Genomic DNA, 24196 nt, shown 5'->3' with positions numbered 1-24196 from the left:
CTCCTGCCGGGCTAGGGGTTTGCCTGTGTCTGAAGAGTTCCAACTTCTGGCAATGCAGATACTAATCCAACTCAATATATCGATATTTCCATTATGGAACTCGCGTCCAACATGCCGTATTTCCTGACCCATTGGACATATATAGCAAACGCGACCAACGGTATCTTAAGTGGTATTATGCCGCCCACTAATTGCTTCCAAGTTAATGGCACAGTGACTCCATAGAAAGGCATCCACCCGAAGTTGGTGATCCTGTACATTCACTGAACCACGTTGAAATCCTTAGCATTATTGGCACCCTTTACAGACAGAGACCCGCCAGCCACCGGCCGGTCTACCCGCAGCGAACATCCATTGGCTCCATCCGTTATGTACGCCAGCCTCAAGTCAATCACTACATGGCCTCCCTCCCGGGAAAATGCGCGTCGGTTCACACTCATTCTGTGCGTCGCTGCAGCCCTTGGCAGCCTGCTGACCTACGGGTTTTCCGCGCAACTTTACCTGGGCGTTCTGTTACTGAATATTGCCGCCACTGCCTGTGTCTGGGTGCAGTATCGGCTGTCACGCAAATCGATAAAATTCCAGCCACAGGAACTTGCTGACCGTCTGCTGGAAGTCCAGGAAAACGAGCGTCACCGGCTCAGCCGCGAATTGCACGATGATATCGGCCAATTGCTGACCGCCGCCAAGCTGCAAGGCGAATGGCTCAAACGACGCATGCCGGAAGATTTGCAGGAACACTGCACCACACTTTGCGAAACCCTCGAAGAGACGCTGAACAAAGTGCGCGATGTATCGGCCATTCTCAATCCCCGCCAGTTGACCAGCCTCGGTCTTGAGGCCAGCCTGCGAGCGCATCTGCTCAAGACAATGACCAATACCAGCGTGCACTGGAGTCTAGATTGCCAGCAGCGCCTCAATGGTATTCCGGAAGAAATGGCGGTCGCCGCTTTCCGCATCACCCAGGAAGCCGTCACCAATATTTTGCGTCATGCACAGGCGAAAAACCTGCTGATACGCGTGCAGCGCCTGCCGAAAGGCTTGACGCTGCTGATCAGTGATGACGGTCTGGGGTTCGCCCCAGCCGCCAATCCAGGTCGTGAAGGACAGCGGGGCATGGCCGGGATGGCCGAACGGATCGAGCAATTGGGTGGCACCCTGAGCGTTACCAGCGAGCCTGGCAAGGGCACTCAAATCGAAGCACTTCTCCCCTGGGCGCCGCGGGCACTCGAGCGGGCCAGTACGAATAAGGTTATGCGTTGACTTGCAACTTACTTCTGGTGGATGACCACTCGCTGATCAGGGCCGGCGTTCGCGCTCTGGTGCTGGATATTCCAGGTTACGCGGTTATTGGCGAAGCCAATGATGGCTCGCAACTGCTCGAAATGGTCGAGCAGCTCAGCCCCGACATCGTGCTGTTGGATATTTCCATGAAGCAAACCGGCGGCCTGGAAGCCCTGCAACGACTCAAACGTGTGCGGCCCCAGAGCAAAGTGCTGATTTTGTCGATGCACACCGATCCTGCATTGATCATGCAGGCATTGGAGTCCGGCGCGCACGGCTATCTTCTTAAAGACACCACGGCCACCGAGCTCGAACATGCCCTGGAAGCCTTGCGCAATAACGAGCGTTACCTGAGTCCGGCCATCGCCCACACCGTGATCAATCAGGCACTGACTCGCAATCAGAAGCAGCCGGAAATCGCCGAATCGCACAACCTCACGGCTCGACAACTGGAAATCCTGCGGCTGATCGTGCGTGGGAAATCCACCCGGGAAATTGCCAATGGCCTGGGCTTGAGCATCAAGACTGTCGAGACCCACCGCTCGCAGATCATGAAGCGCCTGCAAATCTACGATGTGGCGGGCCTGGTGCTTTTCGCGGTACGCGAACAGATCATCAGTCTGGACGATTGAGCGCCAGATTTTCGCTCAATAGCGGCGAGTCCTTCGGCAGGTGTATCTGCAACGCCGCCGGGCGCGCCTCGAAGCGCATGCTGTCGCCCTCCAGAGGCTCACCGTCAAGATTGATGTAAAGCCCCTCGGCTACCTTGATTTCAACCCAAGGCAAGCGAGTTCGGACAAACATACTGTCGATGCCGAATCCATCGCTGAGCAGGTTTTTCAATGTCCCCACCAATTCCTGTGGCGCTGGCAGGATGCTGATATCCAGCAACCCGTCGTCAGCCAGCGCCTGCGGGCATAAAACATGCCCGCCGCCAGCCTGGCGACCATTGCCGATGCCCAACGCCAGCAGCTCGCCACTCCAGTGGAAATCCGGCCCCTGCAGCTCGCCATAAGCGGCGTGCAGTTCGCTGAACCGGGTCAAACCAGTGAACAGATAGGCTGCCCCGCCGAGTACCTTTTTCAGATCCTCTGAAGTGTTGGCCGTGACCTGACTGCCAAAACCGCCGGTGGCCATGTTGAGGAAAATTTGCCCGCCCACTTCACCCAGATCAATGTCACGCGGCGGTACATCGAGGAGTTCAAGCGCCTCGGCCGGCTCCAGCGGAATCCCCGCTGCGCGGGAAAAATCGTTAGCGGTACCCAAAGGCAAAAGGACAAGACTGGCTTTCCCCGGGTGGGCCGCAAGGGCCTCGGCGATGTCGCGCAACGTACCGTCTCCGCCGCCGGCGATAATTTTCGTGTACCCGTCCGCCAATGCTTGCTCGACCCAGCGCTGGGCATCCCCCGCCTCCCAGGTCAGGCGCACTGCCAATTCCCAGCCTTGCTCGCGTTTGTCCTCGACCGCGGTGCGAACCGCCTCGTTGAGTGCCTGCTTGCCATGCAGAATCAACAGTGCCCGGCGTTCACTCATAGCGTCACTCCCTGAATTGAATCGGTTGAAACATCTTGACCACCGTGGCGCGCAAAAAAGCCCTGAGATTGGCAAATAAATCTTTCGTCTGGCTGAGGCGTCCTACACAGCGGTATTTTTTCTTACAAAACATGAGGAATCGGCTTAATTGACCCGGTAGGACAGTTGGTTCACCGTGTGCGAGCGGTATCAATCATCAATCCGACTACACAAGGACGTGCATGTAATGAGAGGTTACTCCAAGGGTTTTAGCAATTGTAAAGAGGGCAAATATTGCAGGCAGGGGTTTGAAGCAGCAGATGGATATCTCCATGCCAGGTCGTGAAGCCAGAATGCCAGTGAATCCGATTGCACCCCTCACCGAATGTCGCGCGAATCACTCGTCCGATTTCAAGAAGACCACTGGAGAAGTTGATATGGAACCTCGTGTGACCGAACTGGAAACCCACCTCAAATATATTCGACGGGACATGGACGAAGTCCGCAGTGACGTCAGAACGATCAAACATCGTCTGGCCTACTCGGCGGGTGCAACCGCCGTAGTGATGGGTCTGCTGGGTTGGGTGGCCAACAGCCGATTCGACCAGTTGGTTACCCTGCTAAGCCATTGAACGAATGAAACTTTGCAGGCACCGGCTGGATCAGCCCATGCCTGCAATTGCGGGACAGGATTCAGCCCAGGAGTTCACTTAGCGGGATGAAGACGACCTCGTCTCCTTCGAGCAGTGTGCGCCCCTCCAGCACTTCCACCAATCCGTCTGCCCACGCGGCGCTGCGCAGCACACCCGAGCTCTGGTTACGGTAAATAGTCGCCCGCCCCTGCTCAAGACGGCCCCGCAGATATTCACGCCGATTACCGGCAACAGGCCAGACAAAGCCTGCTGGTACCGGGAACTTCAACGGCTCGACGTCCTGCCCCCCCTGACGTCGCAACAAATAAGGTCGGGCCAGTAATGCAAACGTCACCAACGTCGAAGCCGGATTGCCAGGCAACCCGATAACCGGCACATTGCGGAAATGGCCGAATGTCAGCGGTTTACCGGGCTTGATCGCTAGCTTCCAGAGGGCCAACTCCCCTTCTTCTCGCAAGGCGATACCGAGAAAATCAGCTTCCCCCACCGAGACACCACCGGTGGAAAGAATCAAATCAACATCCTGCAACTCACCCAAACGGACACGGGTGGTGGCGAGATCATCCGGCAAAATACCGGCGTCGATCACTTCGCAGCCCAGGCGTTCCAACCAGCTGCACAGCAACACCCGATTGCTGTTGTAGATCTGACCCGGCCCCAGCGGCTGCCCCGGCTCGACCAATTCGTCACCGGTGGAAATCACCGCCACGCGAACCTTGCGCACAACCTTAACGCCGGCACAGCCCAGCGAGGCAACCAAACCCTGCTCTATCGGGCCAAGCCGGGTTCCGGCCGCCAAGATCAACTCGCCGACCGTGGTTTCCTGGCCTTGCGGGCGAATGTTCTGGCCAATCTTCATCGGCTGGATGAAGCGCACGCTTCCATCAGCCTGAACCTCAGCGTTTTCCTGCATTTCTACGCAATCGGCGCCCGGCGGTACCGGTGCCCCGGTGAAAATCCGCGCGCACGTGCCGGGTTTCAGGGCTTGCGGAGATTGTCCGGCGAACACCTTTTGACTGACCGTCATGGCTTCGCCCGTCCAGTCGACCAGGTTCAGGGCATAACCGTCCATTGCGCTGTTCGGCCAGGGTGGCAAATCCAGGGTCGAAACGAGGTCTTCGGCCAGCACTCGGCCCTCGACCTGCGCCAGCGGCAAATATTCCTGCTCGGCAATCGGTGACGCTTCAGCCATTTCCAGCAGACGCGCCAGCGCAACTTCGACGGGCATCAGCGAGCCCGTCTTGCCCGGCTTACCCACGGGATTCACAAGGCGCGGCCTGCTTCAGATGAGTGACGAAATTGCATGGACGGTGACGAGCGTCCAGTTGCTCACCGAGAATGCCATCCCAACCCGTGCGCACGGCGTTGGTCGAGCCTGGCAGACAGCAAACCAGCGTACCGTTGGCCAGACCGGCCAGCGCACGGGACTGCACGGTAGAAGTGCCGATATCGGCCACCGATATCTGTCGGAACAACTCGCCAAACCCATCCACTTGCTTGTCGAGCAGGCACGCCACAGCTTCCGGCGTACTGTCGCGGCCAGTGAACCCGGTGCCACCGGTAATCAGCACAACCTGCACCACATCGTCGGCGATCCAGTTGGCGACTTGCGCGCGAATTTTGTAGAGGTCATCTTTAAGCAGGACCCGCGCCGCCAGATTGTGGCCGGCCGCTGCCAGGCGGTCGACAAAGACCTGGCCTGAGGTGTCGGTTTCCAGAGTACGGGTATCACTGACAGTCAGCACCGCGATATTGAGCGGCACGAAAGGTACATCAGCCTTGGCTTTCATAGGCTCGTCCAGTTGTAGGAGAAACGGTGCGGTGTTATATCACAGCGGCCTGTTTTTTCGCCGCCCCTGTGGAGAGCTGCCATGACCTTTGATACGCAACTGCCGCCCTGCTCAATTCTGCTCCTGGCGGGCGGGCGCGGCCAACGCATGGGCGGCCAGGACAAAGGTCTGGTGCAATGGCAGGGCGAACCGTTGATTGCGCATTTGCAGCGCAAGACCCGTCCGCTGACCGATGACCTGATCATTTCCTGCAACCGCAATCGCGAGCGTTACGCGCCGCTTGCCGATCAATTGGTGGAGGATGACGAAGGCGACTTTCCAGGGCCGTTGGCCGGTATTCGCGCAGGCCTCAAAGCCGCGCGACATTCGCACTTGCTGGTACTGCCTTGCGATGTCCCGCTGATCGACCATGCATTGCTGCAAAGCATGCGCGAGTCCGCCAATCAGAATCCTGAAAAACCTTTAATGTTGTGGCATGACGAACATTGGGAACCGCTGTTGTGTGTGATTCCGGCAGCCCTTTCACCGGCATTCGAAAACGCCTGGAACGCTGGCGAACGCAGCCCCGGTCGGGTCATGCGCGAGCTGGGTGCCATGGCGCTGAAATGTCCCGAGAACGACCCGCGACTGGCCAACCTCAACACTCCCGAACTGTTAAATGCTCACAACACTGTGTCAGACTGACACTATTCAAGGAACTCTCACGCCTTGTATACGTCTCAAGCTCAGTAACCAAAAGAATTCCCATTCGGAGACACACTCATGACTCAACGGACCCTCGCCACTTTCATGCTCGCACTGGGCCTTGCTACCCTCGCAGGTTGCTCCTCGCCTACAGTGATCACCTTGAATGATGGTCGCGAAATCCAGGCCGTCGACACCCCGAAATACGATGACGATTCGGGCTTCTACGAGTTCCAGCAACTGGACGGCAAAGAAACACGCATCAACAAGGATCAGGTTCGTACCGTTAAAGAGCTGTAAGCTCAACGGCGACGCCGGACACAGAAAAGCCCGCATTGATTGCGGGCTTTTTCATGGGCGCTCGAAAAGTTGCTACGACGTCACCACTGCAAAGTGATACGACTTTCGAACTCGCGCTCCTCACCAGTGACCGGGTCGATAAAACGCAAGCCCTGCGCCAGAAGCTTCAATGGATTAGTGTAGTCATCCTCAACGTCTTTCAGTGCGTCGGGGTAAAACGGGTCATTGCAGATACTCGCGCCTAGCGCGGTCATGTGTACCCGAAGCTGATGTTTTTTGCCGGTCACCGGGTACAGGCCATAACGCCAAAGGTCGCCGTTCTTTTCCCGAACCTCTACCGCCGTTTCGGTGTTGCTGACACCGGGCCCCTCTTGCATTCGGAAAAACGGTTCGCCATCGACCAGACGGCTTTTGTGCACCAAGGGAAAATCGAGTCCAGGCAATGCCGGGGCAATGGCTTCGTAGCGCTTGTCGATCTGTCGCGTTGGAAACATCGACTGATAGGCGGAACGGGTTAGCGGGTTGGCCGAGAAAATCACCAGCCCCGCGGTATGCCGGTCGATCCTGTGCAGGGGCACCAGATGGGGATTGTCCAGACGCCGGATCAGCCTGCGCAGCAAGGTCTGCTCTACGTACTCGCCGGCCGGCGTCACTGGTAGAAAATGCGGCTTGTCAGCCACCACCAGGTGCTCATCGGCATAGAGAATCGACTCGACCACAGGGATCGGTTTTTCGTCCGGCACTTCGCGAAAGTAGTGAATGCGCAGGCCTTCCTTGTAGGGCAAATCCTGCGCTATCGGCTGACCGTGAGCATCCAGCACCCGGCCCCGAGCGATCCGGTCCAGCCACTGCTCGCGTCCAATGGCGCTGAAATGCTCGCACAAGCAATCGAGTACGGTCAGCCAGGCGCCGGGCGGCAGATAAAGCGTGCTGGCCTGATTCTGTGCAGCGGAAAACGTTGATGTGGACATATGAAAATTCGAACCCTCAATGCAGGCCGGCATTATCCAGCACTGAGGGAAACGAACCTAGCGCAGAATCCTCAGGCCGGAATCGATTTGAGCGCCGCAGCGTCGGTGAACTCCTTGAGCCAGCGCAACACGTCGACAGCCTCCCAACGACCCGGGTCATACAAGGCGTACATCAGACCCTGATACCCGACCACGTCCAGTTGCTTGTGATAACCGGCGCGCTGAAACAAGGCTTCGATCTCTGCAAAACACGTATTGAAATGCAGCTTGTTGAATGGCGTCTTGCCTTCCGTGACCAACCCGTCCAGGCGCAATTCCAGAACGGCCTCGCGCACCACGTCAACCGACATCCGGTTCACGCTGTTCTTCAACTGTTCGACATTGACCACGGTTCGTCCCTCTGACCCAATTACTGTATGAACATACAGTAACCGAATAAGCCGGGAAGTGCCAAGGGATGGATTTGTGCTGGCGACCAGCGGGCGCTGCAAGGGAACAGGCTAGCTCAGGAAATTCACAACCTCGTCGGCGCTGAATGGCCAGTCCAGTTCCGCTCCGGTGTCGACTCGCCGCAGCACCGGAATCCGCAGGCTGTAAGCCTCATACCAGGATTCGTCTTCGGCGATATCCACCAGTTCAACCAGCAGGCCGTGTTCGACGAGAGGCATCAGCTCAGCTTCAGCGACTTCACACAGATGACACCCCAGGGTGCCGAACAGCTGACATTCAGGAGGCATGATTGCTCAACCACAAATTAATCCGCCTATTCTAGGCCGCCACTGAAAACCCGTCGAGCCACCGCCGCCCAAAGGCTTGAGCGCATGTGCAGCAGCTGGCGCGCAAAACCCTGATGCAAATCAGCGCACGCAAAAGACGATTACGCGATGCTTACGGTTTTTTTGCTTCTACGCTTGAGAAGCTAGAGCCTGACCTCGGAGTGTCTAGTGTTTGCCAACCTGTTGATCATCCTTGCCTCATCCCTAGTGGTGATTGCACTGTTTCGCCGCCTGCGGCTGCCACCAGTATTGGGCTATCTGTGCGTGGGATTGCTGGTCGGCCCCAATGCATTCGATTGGGTCAATGAGAGTGAACATCTGCCCGACGTGGCGGAGCTGGGCGTGGTGTTCCTGCTTTTTTCCCTCGGCCTGGAGTTTTCCCTTTCAAAGATGATCGCCTTGCGCCAATTGGTGTTTCGTCTTGGCAGTCAGCAAGTATTGGTCAGCGCGGCAGTGCTGGGCCTGTTATTGATGCTCCTGGGCATGCCGATAACGCCAGCGTTTCTGCTCGGCGCCGGGCTCGCGTTGTCCTCCACGGCGATCGTGACCAAGGAATTGGGCAGCCTCGGTGAGGTGTTCAGCAGCCACGGCCAGAATGCGGTCGGCGTCTTGCTGTTTCAGGATGTGGTCGCGGTGTTGCTGCTGACCCTGGTGCCCGTTTTCGCCGGCAGCAGCGATCAGGCCTGGTACTGGGCATTGCCGCTGACGCTGGCGAAAACCGTGGTGTTGTTTGTCGGTCTGTTGCTGGCCAGTCGTTGGTTGCTGCCCCGGCTGTTCCACGAAGTCGCGGCCTCACGCTCGGCAGAATTATTCGTGCTGTTGGCGCTGGTGATTGTGCTGCTTACCGCGTGGCTGACTCACTTGCTCGGCCTGTCTCCCGCCCTGGGTGCTTTTCTGGCCGGCATGTTGCTGGGTGAAAGCCATTACCGGCATCAGATCGAAGCCGATATCCGGCCCTTCCGCGACATTCTGCTCGGGGTGTTTTTTGTCAGCATCGGCATGCTGATCGACCTGCAATTGTTCGTCAGCGACGGCCTGTTGATCCTTGGACTGACTGTCGGCTTGATGATCATCAAAGGCGTCGTGGTGGCGTTGCTGGTGAAGTGGCGCGGCAGTGACAGTGAAACCGCATGGCGCAGTGGTCTGGCGCTGGCCCAGGGAGGCGAATTCTGCTTCGCGCTGATGGCGCAGATGCAACAGAACAGCATGCTGCCCGAAAAGCTTGGCGCCTTGCTGCTTGCAGCGACGTTCTGCTCGATGCTGCTGACCCCCATCCTGTTACGCGCAGCCCCACGCATCGCCACGGCCCTGCACCGCAAACCCAATGAGGAAGCACAGATCGAGCACATCAGCGCGCTCAACGCCGACCTCGACCAGCATGTGGTGATTTGCGGATACGGACGGGTCGGTCAATCCATCGGCCGCTTCATGCGTAACGCAAAGCAGCCTTACATCGCTTTGGACAATGACCCGGTGCGGGTACAGGAAGCCGCCACCGAAGAAAGTGACGTGCATTACGGCGACTCATCACGCGGTGACTTGCTCACCGCCGTCGGCCTGCTACGCGCAAAACTGCTAGTGATTGCGGTGGATCAAACCGACGTTGCGATGCGCATTCTCAAGGAGGCACGTCGCCTCAATAATCAAATACCGATCCTGGTACGCACCCGCGACGACAGCGAATTGGCCGAACTCAAAGCTGCCGGCGCCAGTGAAGTGGTGCCGGAGCTGTTGGAATCGAGCCTGATGCTCGGCTCTCACGCCTTGATCATGCTCGGCTTGTCGGCGCGACAAGTACAAGAGAAAGCCGATCAAGTGCGAAGAGACCGATATCGCCTGCTGCACGGTTTTTATTCCGGAGCCAATGATGAAGAAACCTAATCCTGGCTCACCGCGCCGATCTTGTGCACCGACAGGTCGGCGCCGTAATACTCTTGTTCCTGACTCAGGCGCAGCCCATGCAGCGCCTTGATCGCGCCGTACACCACAAAACCACCGATCAACGCCACCGCCACGCCGAGCGCCGTGCCGATCATCTGGCTGATCAGGCTGACGCCGCCAAGCCCGCCGAGCGCGGTCTGGCCGAAAATCCCGCAGGCAATCCCGCCCCACACGCCGCACAAACCGTGCAACGGCCACACGCCCAGCACATCGTCGATGCGCCACTTGACCTGCGCCGCCGTAAAGCACCAGACAAACAGCGCGCCAGCGATGGCCCCGGTCACCAGAGCACCGACCGGATGCATCAGATCGGAACCTGCGCAGATCGCCACCAATCCGGCCAGCGGGCCGTTATGCAGAAAGCCTGGGTCATTGCGCCCGACGACCAATGCCGCCATGGTGCCGCCGACCATCGCCATCAGCGAGTTGACCGCCACCAGGCCGCTGACGCCTTGCAAGGTCTGTGCGCTCATCACGTTAAAGCCGAACCAGCCGACAATCAGAATCCACGAGCCCAATGCCAGAAATGGAATGCTCGATGGCGCGAAGGCCACCAGTCGTCCGTCGCGATAACGCCCGTTGCGCGGCCCCAGCAACAGTACCGCCGCCAGCGCCAGCCAGCCGCCCATGGCATGCACCACTACGGAACCTGCAAAATCATGAAACGCGGCGCCGAACCGAGCCGTCAGCCAGGCCTGCAGACCATAGTTGCCGTTCCAGATCATCCCTTCGAAAAACGGATAGATGAACGCAACGATCAGCGCCGTGGCGCACAACTGCGGAACGAAGCGCGCGCGTTCGGCAATGCCTCCGGAGATAATTGCCGGGATCGCCGCTGCGAAGGTCAGCAGGAAAAAAAACTTCACCAGCCCATAACCATGATCGGCGCTCAACACTGCCGCCGGCTGCATGAAGGTCACACCATAAGAGATCCAGTAACCTATAAAGAAATAGGCCAAGGTCGAGACAGCGAAATCGCTGAGAATCTTCGACAGCGCGTTAACCTGGTTTTTCTGGCGTACCGTACCGACTTCCAGAAAGGCGAAACCGGCATGCATCGCCAGCACCATCACCGCACCGATCAGGATGAACAACGTATTGGAGCTGTGAACCAGTGTTTCCACAGCGCTTTGCAGATTTTCCATAAAGAGGCAGACCTGAAAGATAAAAAGGCACCAAAGCTGTTCATGCACACATTTCATGCACCAAGTTGCGCCAGCGCAGTCATGAACCGGAAGGTCCGATGAACCGCTTTGGCGCACGAGATCGAGGTGCTGGCACGAACCGGCATAATTTGCGTCAGGCTTTTGCGGCCTGTACGCCCGGCAACAGCGCACGACTGACCACCGACGCACCACGACACAGCAAAAGTTGTACCAGTCATTTGTACTGAACCTTCACGCAAGGCTCATACTCGAACGATTCAGAAGCCACATATACGGAGATCCACCCATGGCCAGCATCAAGGCAAAGACTGCTCAAGACATCCTGATGAACGACTTCCAGACCCTGGTCGCCGACACCGAGCGGTTGCTCGAGCACACCGCCACTCTGGCCGGTGATCAGGCAGATGAGCTGCGTGCACAGATCCACGACAGCCTGCTGCGTGCACGCGAAACCCTGAAGCTGACCGAAGACACCTTGCGCGAACGCGGTCAGGCCGCAGTCACCGCCACCGAAGACTACGTGTCGGCCAATCCTTGGCAGTCCGTGGGCATCGCTGCCGGTGTGGGCTTTTTGATCGGCCTGCTAGCTACTCGGCGCTGATTATGTCGATCGGTGAATCCGGCCCGGCTGCGGGCACCTCATCCTCCACGCGGCGTCTGGGCGCCGCTGTCCTCGGCTTGTTGCACAGTCATGTCGAGTTGTTCGGCATCGAACTGCAGGAACAGAAAGCACGCACGGTCAGCCTGTTGTTGTTCGCAGGTCTGGCTTTGGTGTTTGCCCTGCTGTTGCTTGTCGGCTTGTCGACGCTGGTGTTGATCGTATTCTGGGACACCTATCGCTTACCTGCGATCATCGGCCTGTGCGTGTTCTATACCCTTGCGGCTGCGTTCTGCGGATTGCGCCTCAAGGCTGCGGTGTTCGATGAATCCTCACCCTTCCATGGCACGCTCGAAGAGCTGGCCAACGACCGGGAGCGCCTGCTGCCATGAGTCTGCCTGAACTTCCACACAACAGCTCACGACGGGAAATGCGCAAGGCACTGATTCGCCTGCGCATGGAAATGCATCGGCAGGAAATCCGCCACGAAGCCGGGCAAGTGCTGCAACCTCTGCAGCGCATGCGTGACATGTCGCAAAACCTGCAAGGCGGATTCGGGATCAAACACGCGCCGTTGTGGGGTGTTGCCGCGGTCACGCTGTTGGGTTTTATCACCGGCAAAGGCGCGAAAAGCGGCGGTGTCGGTGGTCTGACTCGACTGATTCGCCTGGGAACCAGCCTTGGGCCACTGATCAGACTGGTCATGCAGAGTCCTGGCAAGCGCTGAACTGACGTATCTGGCTACATTCTTGCAATGTCGGCGGGATTGACCTCTTTACCTGGAGGTTCAATCCCGCGTGCCTACCCGGTCGGCGGGTTCACTCAGAACAACAACGACTAAGGAGGCCTCGTGATCGACGGGCAACCGCTCGCCTGCTATCAACCCTTCATCGATACCGCCACAGGACGTATTGCAGGCGTCGAAGCACTTGGCCGTCTGCGCCAGGCTGATGGACAACTGACATCGGTCGGGCCGTTGTTCGCCGATCCGCGTACGCCGGCCATTGCCCTACGCCGCCTCGACCGACAGATCCGCGACAACGCCTTGAGCCGTCTGCACGAAGCCCCGGCAGACTGGTTTCTCAGCCTGAATATGTCGCCCCACTGGATCAGCCGTCTGCGCCCCGACCAGGCGCTGCCCAGCCTCAAACAAATGGCGCGACACAATGTCGATCCGCAACGCATCGTGTTCGAGATCACCGAACTTGGCGGTAACAGCCAACGTCTGGCCGAAGTGGTTGGCCGCTATCGCAAGGCGGGGGCGCGAATCGCTATCGACGATTTTGGCGCCGGTCACTCGCAGCTCGATCGGGTGCTGGCCCTGCAACCGGACATTCTCAAACTCGACATGCGCCTGTTTCAGGCCGCAGCTAGAGGCGGGCCAAGCAGCGACGTGGTCAAGGCCCTGGCGCAGATGGCCGAGAAGACGGGGTGCTGGATCATCGCCGAGGGCGTCGAGACCGAAGCACAACTGAATTTTGCCCTGGAATGCGGATCGCGTTATGTGCAGGGTTTTCTGTTCGCGCGGGCGCAAGAGGAGTTCTTTGCCACCGACGCGTTTGTGCGACGTTTTGCCGAACTGCGCCAGCGTTACGTTCAGCAAAAGCTCACCGAGCGAGGACGATTGATGCAGATGCGCCATCAACTCAGTGAATTGATGGCGATCCTGCAAAACTGGGCACACGCTCGTGCGCCACTCAGCGCATTACCGCAACTGGACGCTTTCCCATGGCTGCTGCGGTTTTACCAATGCGATCGCCATGGCACGCAACTGACCCCCAATCTGGAATGGCGCCACGACGGCTGGGTATCCGATGACCGCTATCTGGGGCACAACTGGTCGTGGCGTCCGTACTTCTACCATTTGCTCGCCGAGGGCTGGGAGGAGCGGCGCCTGACCCTGTCCAACACCTACCGTGATGCCACCAGCAACCAGTATTGCCTGACGGCCGGGCAATTTTTCGACAACGGTGAGCGGTTGCTGTTGATCGACATTGATGCGGCGGGACTGTAGTTCCACTTGCAGGCGCAGACCTGAACCGGGAAGCTAGGACAATTCATCCATCAGACGGAGAGAATCAGCCTTGGATTGGCAAACCCTGCTCAACCGCGAACGTCTAGGAAAGCCGCTGCACAGCCCGCAGGAACTTGGCCGCAGCCCTTTTCACAAAGATCATGACCGCATCATTTTTTCAGGCGCCTTCCGCCGCCTGGGTCGTAAAACCCAGGTGCATCCGGTTACCAGCAACGATCACATTCACACCCGCCTGACCCACTCGCTGGAAGTCAGTTGTGTGGGCCGCTCGCTGGGTATGCGCGTCGGCGAAACACTGCGCAGTGCGCTGCCGCAATGGTGCGATCCGAGTGACCTGGGCATGGTAGTGCAATCGGCCTGCCTCGCTCATGACATCGGCAACCCGCCATTCGGCCATTCCGGTGAAGACGCGATTCGCCATTGGTTTCAGCAGGCGGCCGGGCGCGGCTGGCTGGATGGCATGAGCGAAGCCGAGCGCGGTGACTTCCTCAATTTCGAAGGTAATGCCCAGGGTTTCCGCGTGCTCACTCAGCTTGAGTACCATCAGTTCGACGGCGGTACGCGCCTGACTTATGCCACCCTCGGCACTTATCTGAAATACCCGTGGACGGCCCGTCACGCGGACTCCCTCGGCTACAAGAAACACAAGTTCGGCTGCTATCAGAGCGAACTGCCGCTGCTGGAGCAGATTGCTCACAAGCTTGGCCTGCCACAACTCGAAGATCAGCGCTGGGCGCGTCATCCGTTGGTGTACCTGATGGAAGCCGCCGATGACATCTGCTATGCGCTGATCGATCTCGAAGACGGCCTTGAGATGGAGTTGCTGGAGTACGCCGAAGTCGAATCGCTGCTGCTCGGACTGGTGGGCGATGACCTGCCGGAAACCTACCGCCAGCTTGGCCCGCAGGATTCGCGGCGGCGCAAACTCGCGATCCTGCGCGGCAAGGCCATCGAACATCTGACCAATGCAGCGGCGCGAGCCTTTGTCGAGCAACAGGACGCGTTGCTGGCCGGCACGCTGCACGGCGATCTGGTCGAGCACATGCATGGCCCGGCCAAGCGCTGTGTATTGAACGCCAAGGACATTGCCCGCAAGAAGATTTTCCAGGACAAACGCAAGACCCTGCACGAAATCGGCGCCTACACGACGCTGGAGATCCTGCTCAATTCCTTTTGCGGCGCCGCACTGGAACAACACAATGGACGCACCCCGTCGTTCAAGAGCCGGCGCATCCTCGATCTGCTGGGCAACAACGCGCCTGACCCGCAAGGTTCGCTGCACACGTCATTTTTGCGCATGATCGATTTCATCGCGGGCATGACCGACGGCTACGCCAGCGACATGGCGCTGGAAATGACCGGTCGCTCCAGTCACTGACTTCGCCTCGTTCAGCTGGCCGCAAACCCCGGCCAGCTGAATGCAAGGGGCTCACTTATCTGCACGATGCCATTAACAACGGCAAACTCTTGTCGATTTATGACGCAATGTAACCGCTAAAGACAACCCGCCAACTCGCCAGATCTCACCAAACTTAAACACTATTGAAAAAGCCAATTACAACCAGCATTTGCAAAAAGAAAAAGGCGAACTATAAGCCAATACAATTCCTGCACTTACTTACGCTCGACCTAGTTCAGCTGTAGTCTTTTTCCTTGTTAAATGTAGGAATTATCCGATAACACGACTGGAGCCATGTCAGCTCATGCGAGCGCTCATTCATCTGAGCTAAGGTGCGCGCTTTATTCGTGCTTGTATGGGATTTGATTATGAACTCCGTTTTTATTGTCGACGATCACCCGGTCATTCGTCTCGCCGTACGCATGCTGCTGGAACATGAAGGTTATAAGGTCGTCGGTGAGACCGATAACGGGGTTGATGCCATGCAGATGGTGCGCGAGTGCATGCCTGATCTGATCATTCTCGACATCAGTATTCCAAAACTCGACGGACTGGAGGTGCTGGCCCGGTTCAACGCCATGAGTTCACCTTTGAAAACCCTGGTGCTGACCGCCCAGTGTCCGACCTTGTTCGGTGTTCGCTGCATGCAATCGGGCGCCTCCGGTTATGTATGCAAACAGGAGGATTTGAGCGAACTGGTCAGCGCGATAAAAGCCGTACTCTCCGGCTACAACTATTTCCCCAGTCAGGCGTTGAATCCGGTTCGCAGTGACGATGTTCGTTATACGGAACTGGAACTCTTCAAGTCCGTCAATGATCGCGAATTGATGGTCCTGCAATTGTTTGCCCAAGGTCGCACCAACAAGGAAATAGCCAAGGGGATGTTTCTCAGCAACAAAACCGTCAGCACTTACAAAAAACGTTTGATGCAAAAACTCAAAGCCAAATCCCTTGTAGAACTTATCGAGATGGCCAAACGCAACGCACTCGTGTGAGACCCCGCATGCCCAGCCGTTTAAAGGACTATCTAATTGCGTTGAGTGCAGGGTTTTTCCTGAGCGCCAACGTGTTCGCCATGCAGGGCGGCTCACCTGACTACACCTTGCTCAGCCGGTCGGCAAACGAGTCGATGCCGGTCGCGTTTGAACAGTCTCAACGACAGTGGCTGCAAACCCGCCGCGAGCTGCTATTGGGCACTTCCGCGCCGGACTATCCGCCTTTTGACATGACCGTCAGTGGCCAGGACTACGAAGGTCTGACCGCCGACTATGCCGGGATTATCGGCGAGGCTACCGGGATGTCGATCCGGATCAAACGTTTTCCCTCCCGGGAGGCCGCGATTCGCGCGCTGATCGATGGTCAAATCGACCTGCTCGGTACGGCCAACGGCTATGAAGCCGGCAACGCCAACCTTGCGCTGTCCGAACCCTACGCCAATGATCAGCCGGTGCTCGTGACCCGCGAGGACGAAAGCCGGACATTGACCGAAGGCCTGGCAGGATTGCGCCTGAGCATGGTTTATCACTATCTGCCGCTGCATGAGGTCAAGGCGCTGTACCCCAAAGCACTGATTACCTGCTACCCCTCCTACCAGAATGCGATCAACGCAGTCGCGTTCGATCAGGCCGATGTATTTCTCGGCGACACCATTTCCACGCACTACATGATCAACAAGGGCTACCTCAACAACGTGCGCATGGCCAATTTCGGCAAGCAGGAAGCCCACGGTTTCAGTTTCGCCGTACGCCGCGACAATCCGCAGTTGTTGGGCGTTATCGACACCGTACTCAAAGCGGTGCCGCGCAGCGAGCGTGAAAACATCGCCAAACGCTGGAGCGCCGGCAGCGATCTGCTGCTCACCGACCAAAAGCTGCAACTGACCCAACGCGAAGAAGCATGGCGCAACCGGCATCCTGTCGTCAGTGTGGTCGTGAATGAGGCATACGCACCACTGACCTTTTTCGACGGCGACGGCAATTTTCGCGGGATCAGCGCCGACCTTCTCGAACTGATCCGCCTGCGCACCGGCCTGCGTTTCGAGATCCGGCGCAGTCGTAACGACGCGGAGATGATCCAGCAGATAGACAGCCATCAGGCCGACCTTATCGCCGCCCTCCTTCCGACTGCCGAGCGGGAAAAAACCCTGAACTTCAGTCGACCCTATCTGGAAAACTCCTATGTCCTGCTGACGCGCAAGAGCGCCGACAGTCCGACCAATCTGGGCCAGCTCAAAGGCAAGCAACTGGCGATCGCCAAAGGCAATCCGATGGTCGAGTACTTGCGAAGCGAGTATCCCCGCATACAACTGGTTGAGACGGCAGATACCTTCAGCGCGGTGTCCCTGCTGGCCGAAGGTCACGTCGACGGCGCAGTCAATTCACTGGTGATCGCCAACTATTTCATCTCCTCGCAAATCTTCGAACGAGCGCTGCAAATCACCACCACCATCGGCACCGGGCAGGCTGCGTTTTCGCTGGTAACCGCGCGTGACAACCCGGAACTGAACTCGATCATCAACAAAGCATTACTAAGCATTTCCCCCGAAGAACTGGGCGTGATCAATGGCCGCTGGCGTGGATACTCCACGGCTTCGCAAAATATCTGGCGCAACTACCAGCGCCTGTTCTATCAAGTAGTCATCGGCGCCTGCCTGCTCCTGCTGCTGTTGCTGGCGTGGAACGCCTACATGCGCCACCAGATCAAACAACGCCAGGCGGCGGAGCGAGCCCTGAGCGACCAGTTCGAATTCATGCGCTCGCTGGTCAACGGTACACCGCACCCTATCTACGTTCGCGATCGCCAGGGGTTGCTGCAAAGCTGCAATGACAGTTACCTCGAAACGTTCAATGCCAAGCGCGAGGATGTCATTGGCAAAAGCGTCATGCAGGGTACCGTGAGCAACGCTTTCGAGGCTCAAGCCTTCCACGCCGATTACCAGCGAGTCGTCGCTGAAGGCATTCCGCTGTTGCTCGACCGGCCGCTGCACATCGGCAGCCGACGTCTGACCATCTATCACTGGATCATTCCCTATCGCGATTCCAGTGGTGACGTAAAAGGCATCATTGGCGGCTGGATCGACATCAGCGAACGCCGTCAGCTGTTCGAAGACCTGCGAGCAGCCAAAGAGCAGGCGGATGAGGCCAACCGCGCCAAAAGTACATTCCTCGCCACCATGAGCCATGAGATCCGTACGCCAATGAATGCCGTGATCGGCATGCTCGAACTGACCCTCAGGCGCATGGACCAGCAGCATCCGGATCGCGCCTCGATAGACACCGCCTACCATTCGGCCAAGGATCTGCTGGGGCTGATCGGCGACATTCTCGACATCGCCCGGATTGAATCCGGGCGTCTGAGCCTGTGCCCGGAACGGGTCAATCTGGTCGATACGGTGACGTCTGTCGCAAGAATTTTCGACGGCCTGGCCCGGCAAAAGAACCTCGCCCTGCAAGTGATCTTCAACCCGCCGGATCTGGCAGTCGATGTGCATCTGGACCCCCTGCGCTTCAAGCAGGTGCTGTCGAATCTGGTCAGCAATGCCATCAAGTTCACCGAGCATGGAAACATCAGGATTACCCTGGACCTCATGAGCACGGACGCGCCTGCCCCTGCGTTGATGCAACTGACGGTACAGGACAGCGGCGTCGGTATCAGTGCGGAGGATCAGCAGCGATTGTTCGAACCCTTTGCCCAGGCGGAGAACAGCCATCAACTAGCCCGCAGCGGCGCAGGTCTGGGGCTGGTCATCAGCCGCAACCTCTGCGAAATGATGGGCGGCCAGTTGCAACTGAGCAGCCAGCCCGGCATCGGTACACAGGTTTGCGTTTCCCTGCCGCTGGAAACTTTTCCGGCCCAGGTGAGCACCGCCAGGGCCGAACCCTCAATCAAGATCTCACAGACACCCTTGCGCGTATTGGTGGTGGACGACCACCCGGCGAATCGCTTGTTGATGTGTCAGCAGCTGGAGTTTCTCGGTCATCACTTCAGCGTCGCCGAGAATGGCCGCAGCGGTCTGGAGCTGTGGAAGGATGGCGGCTTCGACCTGGTGATCGTCGACTGCAACATGCCCTTGATGAACGGCTATGAGATGACCCGCGCCATTCGCCAGCACGAACTGCAGAATCGCTGCCCACCCTGTACGGTGCTGGGCTTCACCGCCAACGCGCAACCCGAGGAAGTACAACGCTGCAAACAGGCCGGCATGGATGACTGCCTGTTCAAACCCTTGAGCCTGAGTCTGCTCGGACAGTGGGTCGACGGCATCACCCCTTTATCACCGACACCGGCATTCAGTTTGCAAAGTCTGAACATGTTGACCGGCGGCAGCCCCGCGCAGGCTCGGCGTCTGCTGGTGGAACTGCTCAAGAGCAGCCGCCTCGATCGTCAGGAGTTACTCACGCTGGCGCTGGAACATGATCGGGACGCACTGGCGGTGGTTGCCCACAAAATAAAAGGCGCCGCGCGCATTGCCCAGGCATCACGTGTGATCGAATGCTGCGATGCCCTCGAACACGCCTGCGCGCAGGCATTGGCAAGAGAGGAGATTGAACGTCGTTGCGAGGCGAGCAACCGGGCAATCCTCGAACTGGAGCAGGCCCTGCAGCAACAACTGGTTTTGTTCGATCAAGGCGCAATGAGCTTGCCTTAACTATGCTTAGGCGCTGAGCAGTGAGTTAAACGTCATGGAGAACCGGAAATGCCCAGCCCACTGCGCCCGGAACAACGCCGGTTCCCGCTGCACGTGCACATCAGCGTCATGTTCACGTTTCTCCTGCTGCTCACCGGCGTGGTACTGGGGTTGTTCAATTATCGCCAGACCACGCACATCATTCTGTCGAGCAGCGAGAAGCTGTTCAACCGGATCGAACAGGACGTGCGCCTGGACATATCCGCCACCTATCAGCCGATCCGGCACCTGCTGAGCCTGCTGGGGGACTACCCTGCTATTCAGGCGTTGAACCTTGAACAACGCTTGCCGCTGCTCAAGCCGTTCAGCCAGTCACTCACGGACAACCCGAGTTTGGCTTCGCTCTATCTGGGTTATGCCAATGGCGATTTTTTCATGGTCCGTCCGCTACGCACTGCGGCCCTGAAATCGCTGCTCAACGCCCCAGACGCCGCGGCGTACCAGGTGTGGAGCATTGAGCATGACTTGCAGGGCGCATCGCACTCGCAATCGCTGTTCTTTGATCAAACACTGACTCAGCTCAGCCGCAAGGACAATCCCGAAGACTCCTACGACCCGCGCAGCCGAGCGTGGTTCGCCAATGCCCGCCAGCAAACCGAACAGATCACCACCGAGCCCTACGTATTTTTTTCCACCCGCAATGTCGGCACCACGCTGGCTCGACGCAGTGGTGAACACGCGGTAATCGGCGCCGACATGACGCTGGCCGCGCTGTCTGCCACCCTCAGCAAACATGTGGTGACGCCGTCCACCGAAATAGCCTTGTTCGATGCGCAAGGCAACGCCGTGGCCTACCCGGACAGCAGCCGTCTGATCGTCGATGACAGTACCGCGCACCTGGTAAAAGCCGCCGACCTGAGCCCGAGCCTACACGCGCTGCTGTCCGATGCCCCCACCGCGAATCGCCTTGAAGCCGATGGCCGGCAATGGATTGTCGCCCGCAGCAGCATTCAGGAAGGTGGGCCGCAAGGTTTGCAACTGGCCCTGCTGGTGCCGGAAGACGAACTGCTGGTCGATGCCTATCGCATGCGCTGGCAAGGCGCATTGATCACCCTGGCCACGCTGCTGATGTGCCTGCCACTGGGTTGGCTGATCTCGAGGATTCTGGTCAAACCGCTGCATGCGCTGGTCAAGGAAGCCGATGCGATCCGCAGTTTTGATTTCAATTTCCCCCTGACCCGACGCTCACCGGTGCTGGAAGTCGACCAACTGAGCGTGTCGATGGCACGAATGAAAGACACCCTGGCGAGCTTCTTCCGCATCACCGATACCCTGGGCGCCGAAACGCGCTTTGCCCCGCTGCTGCAACGGGTGCTGTTTGAAACGGTACAAATCGCCCAGGCTCAGGCCGGGCTGATCTATTTGCGTGATAACGACAGCAGTCGCATGGAGCCATACGGATTGATCATCGATGGCGCACCGCAATTGTTGGAGACGTTCGATATTCACGGCCACGACCTGCAAACAAGCAGCGGCCCGGCGTGGTTCCAACAATTGGTCAGCGCCAACAATGTGGTGAGCAATCTCGGTGTCGATCAGGCGGGTGACCTGCAGCGAATCCTGCTGGCAATGGCCTCACCCCGCGTTCATCTGATCGGCATCCGCCTGCACAACCGCCACAACGAAACCATTGGCTTGCTGATCCTGCTGGTCAACGACAGCGGCACGCCGGCCGACATGGAAAAACTGCGGCCCGACCGCATCGCCTTCTTGCAAGCGGTGTCCGGCGCCGCTGCAGTGAGTATCGAAAGTCAGCGCCTGCAAGACAGACAGAAGCAATTGCTTGATGCGTTCATTCAACTGCTCGCCGGCGCCATCGACGCCAAGAGTCCCTATACCGGTGGGCATTGTCAGCGGGTACCAGAGCTGACCCTGATGCTCGCCCAGGCCGCAGCGGCGAGTAAAGCCCCCGCCTTCAGTGCCTACCAGCCCACCGAGGATGAATGGGAAGCCCTGCACATTGCCGCGTGGTTGCACGATTGCGGCAAGGTCACGACGCCGGAGTACGTGGTCGACAAGGCCACCAAACTGGAAACCATCAATGACCGGATCCACGAGATTCGCACCCGCTTCGAAGTGCTCAAGCGTGATGCCTGGATCAGTTACTGGCAGGCGCTGGCCCTGGGTGGTGACGAACCCTCACTGGCTGATCTGCGCGATACGAACCTGCGGGCACTGGACGAAGACTTCGCCTTTATCGCTCGCTGCAATCTGGGCAGTGAGGCGATGGCAGAGGCCGATCTGCAACGCCTCGACAAGCTTTCCCGAATCACCTGGATGCGCACACTGGATGACCGTCTGGGCGTTTCATGGGAAGAGAACAAGCGTCAGGCACGCACGCCTGCGCCGACGTTACCGGTCAGCGAAAAACTGCTGGCGGACAAACCCGCGCATTTGCTTGAACGCGACGAAAACGAGCTGATTCCCGAAGACAATCCGTGGGGCTTCAAACTGGATGTACCGCGCTACAAATTCAATCGTGGTGAGCTGTACAACCTGAGCATCACGCGTGGCACGCTGACCCGCGAAGAGCGCTACATCATCAACCACCACATGGTGCAGACGATCATGATGCTCAGCCACCTGCCCTTCCCCAGCCACCTGGACAGCATCGCCGAAATCGCCGGCGGTCATCACGAGAAAATGGACGGCAGCGGTTACCCGAAACGCCTAAGGCGCGAAGAAATGAGCCTGCCGGCACGGATGATGGCAATTGCCGATATTTTCGAGGCGCTGACCGCAGCCGATCGCCCGTACAAGAAGGCCAAGTCGTTAAGCGAAGCCCTAGGAATCATGGCGACCATGAGCCGCGAGGCACACATTGATGCGCAGCTGTTTGGCTTGTTCATCAACGAAGGCGTCTACATGCAGTACGCCGTGCGTTTTCTCGACCCGCAGCAGATTGATGCCGTGGACCCGGCCAGCCTGTTGCGCAAGGCTGGCCTTGTCGCATGATCAGCAGTCGGTCAGGCGCAGGAAAATCGCCGCCAGTTGCTCGATGCCGGCCTGATCGTGCACACCAAAACGGGCGAGCTTTGGGCTGTCGAGATCGAGCACGCCGATCAGGCGACCGTCCTTGACCAACGGCACCACCAGTTCACTCTCCGACGCACTGTCGCAGGCGATATGACCGGGAAACGCATGAACGTCTTCAACGCGCTGCGTCTGCAGAGTGGCCGCAGCAGCGCCGCACACACCGCGACCAAACGGAATGCGCACGCAAGCGATCTGCCCCTGGAACGGCCCCAGCACCAGCTCTTCGTTGCGATTAAGGTAAAAGCCGGCCCAGTTCAAATCATCGAGCTGGTTGAACAGGAACGCCGAAAACTGCGCGGCGTTGGCGATAAAGTCGCGTTCGTCCGCCAGCAGTGATTCCAGTTGTGCGGCCAACATTCCATAGCCTTCGAGGCCCTGGCCGCTCTGTTGCAAATCAATCATGCCTTGTGCTCCAACAATTTCAGTCCCACCCAGTATCGGGCGAATTGGTACGCGCAACGTCCGTTGCGATTGCCGCGGCCGGTGGCCCAACGCACGGCGAGAATCTCCAGTTCCTCGTCGCGTTGCCAGTTCAGGCCCGCCTTGGCGGCCAACTGGCCGATCCAGTGCTCGACGACGTTCAGGAAGTGTTCTTGCGTAAACGGGTAAAACGACAGCCACAGACCAAACCGGTCCGACAGCGCGATCTTGTCCTCCACCGCTTCGCTGGGGTGCAGTTCGCCGTCAACGCGTTTCCAGTTTTCGTTGTCACTTTCCTTCTCCGGCACCAGGTGGCGACGGTTGGACGTGGCGTAAAGCAATACGTTGTCCGGTGCCTGCTCCAACGAACCGTCGAGCACGCTTTTGAGGACGCGGTAATCGCCTTCGCCGGATTCGAACGAGAGGTCATCACAGAACAGCACAAAACGTTGTGGCAGTTTGCCGATCTGCTCGACCACCCGTGGCAAGTCGGCCAGATGGTCACGTTCGATCTCGATCAGGCGCAGGCCCGCCTCGGCGTGTTCCGCGAGCAATGCGCGCACCAGCGAGGATTTGCCGGTGCCACGCGAACCCCAGAGCAAGGCATGGTTGGCCGGCATGCCATCGAGAAATTGCCGGGTGTTGCGCCCCAGCTGTTCCAGTTGACGGTCGACGCCGATCAGATCGGACAGGCGCATGTCGAGGCTGACGTCCAGCGGCAGCAAGTACCCGCTGCGTCCGTCACGCTGCCAGCGCGCCGCCAGGCAAGTGCCCCAGTCAATTGTCGGGCGCGTTGCCGGCAACAAGGGTTCGATCCGCGCCAAAACCGACTCGGCGCGTTCAAGAAAAGCATTTAATCGGGAATCCACGTCTTTTCCTCGGGCACGTTCACAGTGATGATGGCGATCCAGCGACGACACGCAGATGAAATTCCCGCTCCGTGC

Annotated in this window: 23 protein-coding genes; 14 read left to right on the top strand and 9 right to left on the bottom strand. The window is 58.4% G+C overall.

The annotated features are described in order from the left end of the window. Positions 1-369 precede the first annotated feature (369 nt). Entirely contained in the window at positions 370-1263 is an 894-nt protein-coding gene (locus AB4P92_RS25075) for a sensor histidine kinase (RefSeq protein WP_042560232.1), read from the top strand. After that, entirely contained in the window at positions 1260-1916 is a 657-nt protein-coding gene (locus tag AB4P92_RS25070; protein ID WP_042560233.1) for a response regulator transcription factor, read from the top strand. Before AB4P92_RS25075 ends, AB4P92_RS25070 begins: the two co-directional genes overlap by 4 nt. Here the strand turns inward: AB4P92_RS25070 and yegS are convergent. Then, positions 1900-2817 (bottom strand): lipid kinase YegS, encoded by a 918-nt coding sequence (yegS, locus tag AB4P92_RS25065; protein ID WP_042560234.1) that lies wholly within the window; start codon positions 2815-2817, stop codon positions 1900-1902. The two genes, AB4P92_RS25070 and yegS, sit on opposite strands and share 17 nt — an antisense overlap. Positions 2818-3128: 311 nt before the next feature. On the opposite strand from yegS, the gene AB4P92_RS25060 reads away from it, so the two are divergent. Next, positions 3129-3428, top strand: coding sequence for a hypothetical protein (locus AB4P92_RS25060; RefSeq protein WP_200616711.1), 300 nt, complete (start codon positions 3129-3131; stop codon positions 3426-3428). 61 nt (positions 3429-3489) lie between these two features. Here AB4P92_RS25060 and glp read toward each other — a convergent pair whose 3' ends face one another. Then, positions 3490-4716, bottom strand: a complete 1227-nt coding sequence (gene glp / locus AB4P92_RS25055; protein ID WP_395598326.1) for a gephyrin-like molybdotransferase Glp — start codon at positions 4714-4716, stop codon at positions 3490-3492. Beyond that, positions 4700-5239: a molybdenum cofactor biosynthesis protein B gene (gene moaB, locus AB4P92_RS25050; RefSeq protein WP_042560237.1), complete on the bottom strand. Its 540-nt coding sequence runs from the start codon at positions 5237-5239 to the stop codon at positions 4700-4702. Before moaB ends, glp begins: the two co-directional genes overlap by 17 nt. An 81-nt stretch (positions 5240-5320) precedes the next feature. On the opposite strand from moaB, the gene mobA reads away from it, so the two are divergent. Both mobA and AB4P92_RS25040 read left to right on the top strand, forming a co-directional pair. Then, on the top strand, positions 5321-5923 hold the full coding sequence (mobA, locus tag AB4P92_RS25045) for a molybdenum cofactor guanylyltransferase MobA (RefSeq protein WP_395598325.1): 603 nt from the start codon (positions 5321-5323) through the stop codon (positions 5921-5923). 78 nt (positions 5924-6001) lie between these two features. After that, positions 6002-6223 carry a YgdI/YgdR family lipoprotein gene (locus tag AB4P92_RS25040; protein WP_016770600.1) on the top strand — a complete coding sequence of 74 codons (222 nt, stop codon included), beginning with the start codon at positions 6002-6004 and terminating at the stop codon, positions 6221-6223. Between the two features lie 80 nt (positions 6224-6303). On the opposite strand, the gene AB4P92_RS25035 is transcribed toward AB4P92_RS25040, so the two are convergent. The 3 genes from AB4P92_RS25035 to AB4P92_RS25025 form a co-directional block, all read right to left on the bottom strand. Further along, positions 6304-7194 (bottom strand): pseudouridine synthase, encoded by an 891-nt coding sequence (locus AB4P92_RS25035; RefSeq protein WP_395598324.1) that lies wholly within the window; start codon positions 7192-7194, stop codon positions 6304-6306. Between the two features lie 71 nt (positions 7195-7265). Then, positions 7266-7583, bottom strand: a complete 318-nt coding sequence (locus tag AB4P92_RS25030; RefSeq protein ID WP_042560239.1) for a transcriptional regulator — start codon at positions 7581-7583, stop codon at positions 7266-7268. Positions 7584-7694: 111 nt separating this feature from the next. After that, positions 7695-7931, bottom strand: coding sequence for a glutaredoxin family protein (locus tag AB4P92_RS25025; protein ID WP_042560240.1), 237 nt, complete (start codon positions 7929-7931; stop codon positions 7695-7697). Between the two features lie 207 nt (positions 7932-8138). Between AB4P92_RS25025 and AB4P92_RS25020 the strand changes: the two genes are divergently transcribed. Continuing rightward, positions 8139-9851, top strand: a complete 1713-nt coding sequence (locus tag AB4P92_RS25020) for a cation:proton antiporter (RefSeq protein ID WP_395598323.1) — start codon at positions 8139-8141, stop codon at positions 9849-9851. Here the strand turns inward: AB4P92_RS25020 and AB4P92_RS25015 are convergent. After that, the gene (locus AB4P92_RS25015; protein WP_047302331.1) at positions 9848-11056 is read right to left on the bottom strand and encodes an ammonium transporter; all 1209 of its coding nucleotides are present in this window, start codon (positions 11054-11056) and stop codon (positions 9848-9850) included. The genes AB4P92_RS25020 and AB4P92_RS25015 overlap by 4 nt on opposite strands. Before the next feature lie 307 nt (positions 11057-11363). On the opposite strand from AB4P92_RS25015, the gene AB4P92_RS25010 reads away from it, so the two are divergent. The 8 genes from AB4P92_RS25010 (at position 11364) to AB4P92_RS24975 (ending at position 22751) form a co-directional block, all read left to right on the top strand. Then, on the top strand, positions 11364-11678 hold the full coding sequence (locus tag AB4P92_RS25010) for a YqjD family protein (protein WP_042560243.1): 315 nt from the start codon (positions 11364-11366) through the stop codon (positions 11676-11678). A 2-nt stretch (positions 11679-11680) separates the two neighbouring features. Next, positions 11681-12067 carry a phage holin family protein gene (locus AB4P92_RS25005; RefSeq protein ID WP_042560244.1) on the top strand — a complete coding sequence of 129 codons (387 nt, stop codon included), beginning with the start codon at positions 11681-11683 and terminating at the stop codon, positions 12065-12067. Next, entirely contained in the window at positions 12064-12402 is a 339-nt protein-coding gene (locus AB4P92_RS25000) for a hypothetical protein (protein ID WP_395598322.1), read from the top strand. Before AB4P92_RS25005 ends, AB4P92_RS25000 begins: the two co-directional genes overlap by 4 nt. A gap of 123 nt (positions 12403-12525) precedes the next feature. After that, positions 12526-13689 carry an EAL domain-containing protein gene (locus AB4P92_RS24995; protein ID WP_395598321.1) on the top strand — a complete coding sequence of 388 codons (1164 nt, stop codon included), beginning with the start codon at positions 12526-12528 and terminating at the stop codon, positions 13687-13689. Between the two features lie 70 nt (positions 13690-13759). Beyond that, positions 13760-15088: a deoxyguanosinetriphosphate triphosphohydrolase gene (locus tag AB4P92_RS24990; RefSeq protein ID WP_042560247.1), complete on the top strand. Its 1329-nt coding sequence runs from the start codon at positions 13760-13762 to the stop codon at positions 15086-15088. A gap of 389 nt (positions 15089-15477) precedes the next feature. Next, on the top strand, positions 15478-16104 hold the full coding sequence (locus AB4P92_RS24985; protein WP_047302336.1) for a response regulator transcription factor: 627 nt from the start codon (positions 15478-15480) through the stop codon (positions 16102-16104). 8 nt (positions 16105-16112) lie between these two features. Next, entirely contained in the window at positions 16113-19757 is a 3645-nt protein-coding gene (locus tag AB4P92_RS24980; RefSeq protein ID WP_395598320.1) for a transporter substrate-binding domain-containing protein, read from the top strand. A gap of 48 nt (positions 19758-19805) precedes the next feature. Then, positions 19806-22751, top strand: a complete 2946-nt coding sequence (locus AB4P92_RS24975; RefSeq protein ID WP_395598319.1) for an HD domain-containing phosphohydrolase — start codon at positions 19806-19808, stop codon at positions 22749-22751. Here AB4P92_RS24975 and AB4P92_RS24970 read toward each other — a convergent pair whose 3' ends face one another. Together AB4P92_RS24970 and AB4P92_RS24965 are read right to left on the bottom strand one after the other, a co-directional pair. After that, positions 22752-23234, bottom strand: a complete 483-nt coding sequence (locus AB4P92_RS24970) for a GAF domain-containing protein (RefSeq protein WP_042560251.1) — start codon at positions 23232-23234, stop codon at positions 22752-22754. Then, on the bottom strand, positions 23231-24121 hold the full coding sequence (locus tag AB4P92_RS24965; protein ID WP_395598318.1) for an ATP-binding protein: 891 nt from the start codon (positions 24119-24121) through the stop codon (positions 23231-23233). Before AB4P92_RS24965 ends, AB4P92_RS24970 begins: the two co-directional genes overlap by 4 nt. Positions 24122-24196 lie beyond the last annotated feature (75 nt).

This window comes from Pseudomonas sp. A0308 (assembly GCF_044218815.1).
Classification (GTDB): domain Bacteria; phylum Pseudomonadota; class Gammaproteobacteria; order Pseudomonadales; family Pseudomonadaceae; genus Aquipseudomonas; species Aquipseudomonas iridis.
This window is presented reverse-complemented; position numbering and strand designations above follow the sequence as displayed.

Bases quoted from the DNA above. Each gene is read 5' to 3' on its own strand.
- AB4P92_RS25075 (WP_042560232.1), top strand. From the start codon at position 370: ATGTACGCCAGCCTCAAGTCAATCACTACATGGCCTCCCTCCCGGGAA.
- yegS (WP_042560234.1), bottom strand. From the start codon at position 2,817: ATGAGTGAACGCCGGGCACTGTTGATTCTGCATGGCAAGCAGGCACTC.
- AB4P92_RS25060 (WP_200616711.1), top strand. From the start codon at position 3,129: ATGCCAGGTCGTGAAGCCAGAATGCCAGTGAATCCGATTGCACCCCTC.
- moaB (WP_042560237.1), bottom strand. From the start codon at position 5,239: ATGAAAGCCAAGGCTGATGTACCTTTCGTGCCGCTCAATATCGCGGTG.
- mobA (WP_395598325.1), top strand. From the start codon at position 5,321: ATGACCTTTGATACGCAACTGCCGCCCTGCTCAATTCTGCTCCTGGCG.
- AB4P92_RS25040 (WP_016770600.1), top strand. From the start codon at position 6,002: ATGACTCAACGGACCCTCGCCACTTTCATGCTCGCACTGGGCCTTGCT.
- AB4P92_RS25035 (WP_395598324.1), bottom strand. From the start codon at position 7,194: ATGTCCACATCAACGTTTTCCGCTGCACAGAATCAGGCCAGCACGCTT.
- AB4P92_RS25025 (WP_042560240.1), bottom strand. From the start codon at position 7,931: ATGCCTCCTGAATGTCAGCTGTTCGGCACCCTGGGGTGTCATCTGTGT.
- AB4P92_RS25015 (WP_047302331.1), bottom strand. From the start codon at position 11,056: ATGGAAAATCTGCAAAGCGCTGTGGAAACACTGGTTCACAGCTCCAAT.
- AB4P92_RS25010 (WP_042560243.1), top strand. From the start codon at position 11,364: ATGGCCAGCATCAAGGCAAAGACTGCTCAAGACATCCTGATGAACGAC.
- AB4P92_RS25005 (WP_042560244.1), top strand. From the start codon at position 11,681: ATGTCGATCGGTGAATCCGGCCCGGCTGCGGGCACCTCATCCTCCACG.
- AB4P92_RS25000 (WP_395598322.1), top strand. From the start codon at position 12,064: ATGAGTCTGCCTGAACTTCCACACAACAGCTCACGACGGGAAATGCGC.
- AB4P92_RS24985 (WP_047302336.1), top strand. From the start codon at position 15,478: ATGAACTCCGTTTTTATTGTCGACGATCACCCGGTCATTCGTCTCGCC.
- AB4P92_RS24980 (WP_395598320.1), top strand. From the start codon at position 16,113: ATGCCCAGCCGTTTAAAGGACTATCTAATTGCGTTGAGTGCAGGGTTT.
- AB4P92_RS24975 (WP_395598319.1), top strand. From the start codon at position 19,806: ATGCCCAGCCCACTGCGCCCGGAACAACGCCGGTTCCCGCTGCACGTG.
- AB4P92_RS24970 (WP_042560251.1), bottom strand. From the start codon at position 23,234: ATGATTGATTTGCAACAGAGCGGCCAGGGCCTCGAAGGCTATGGAATG.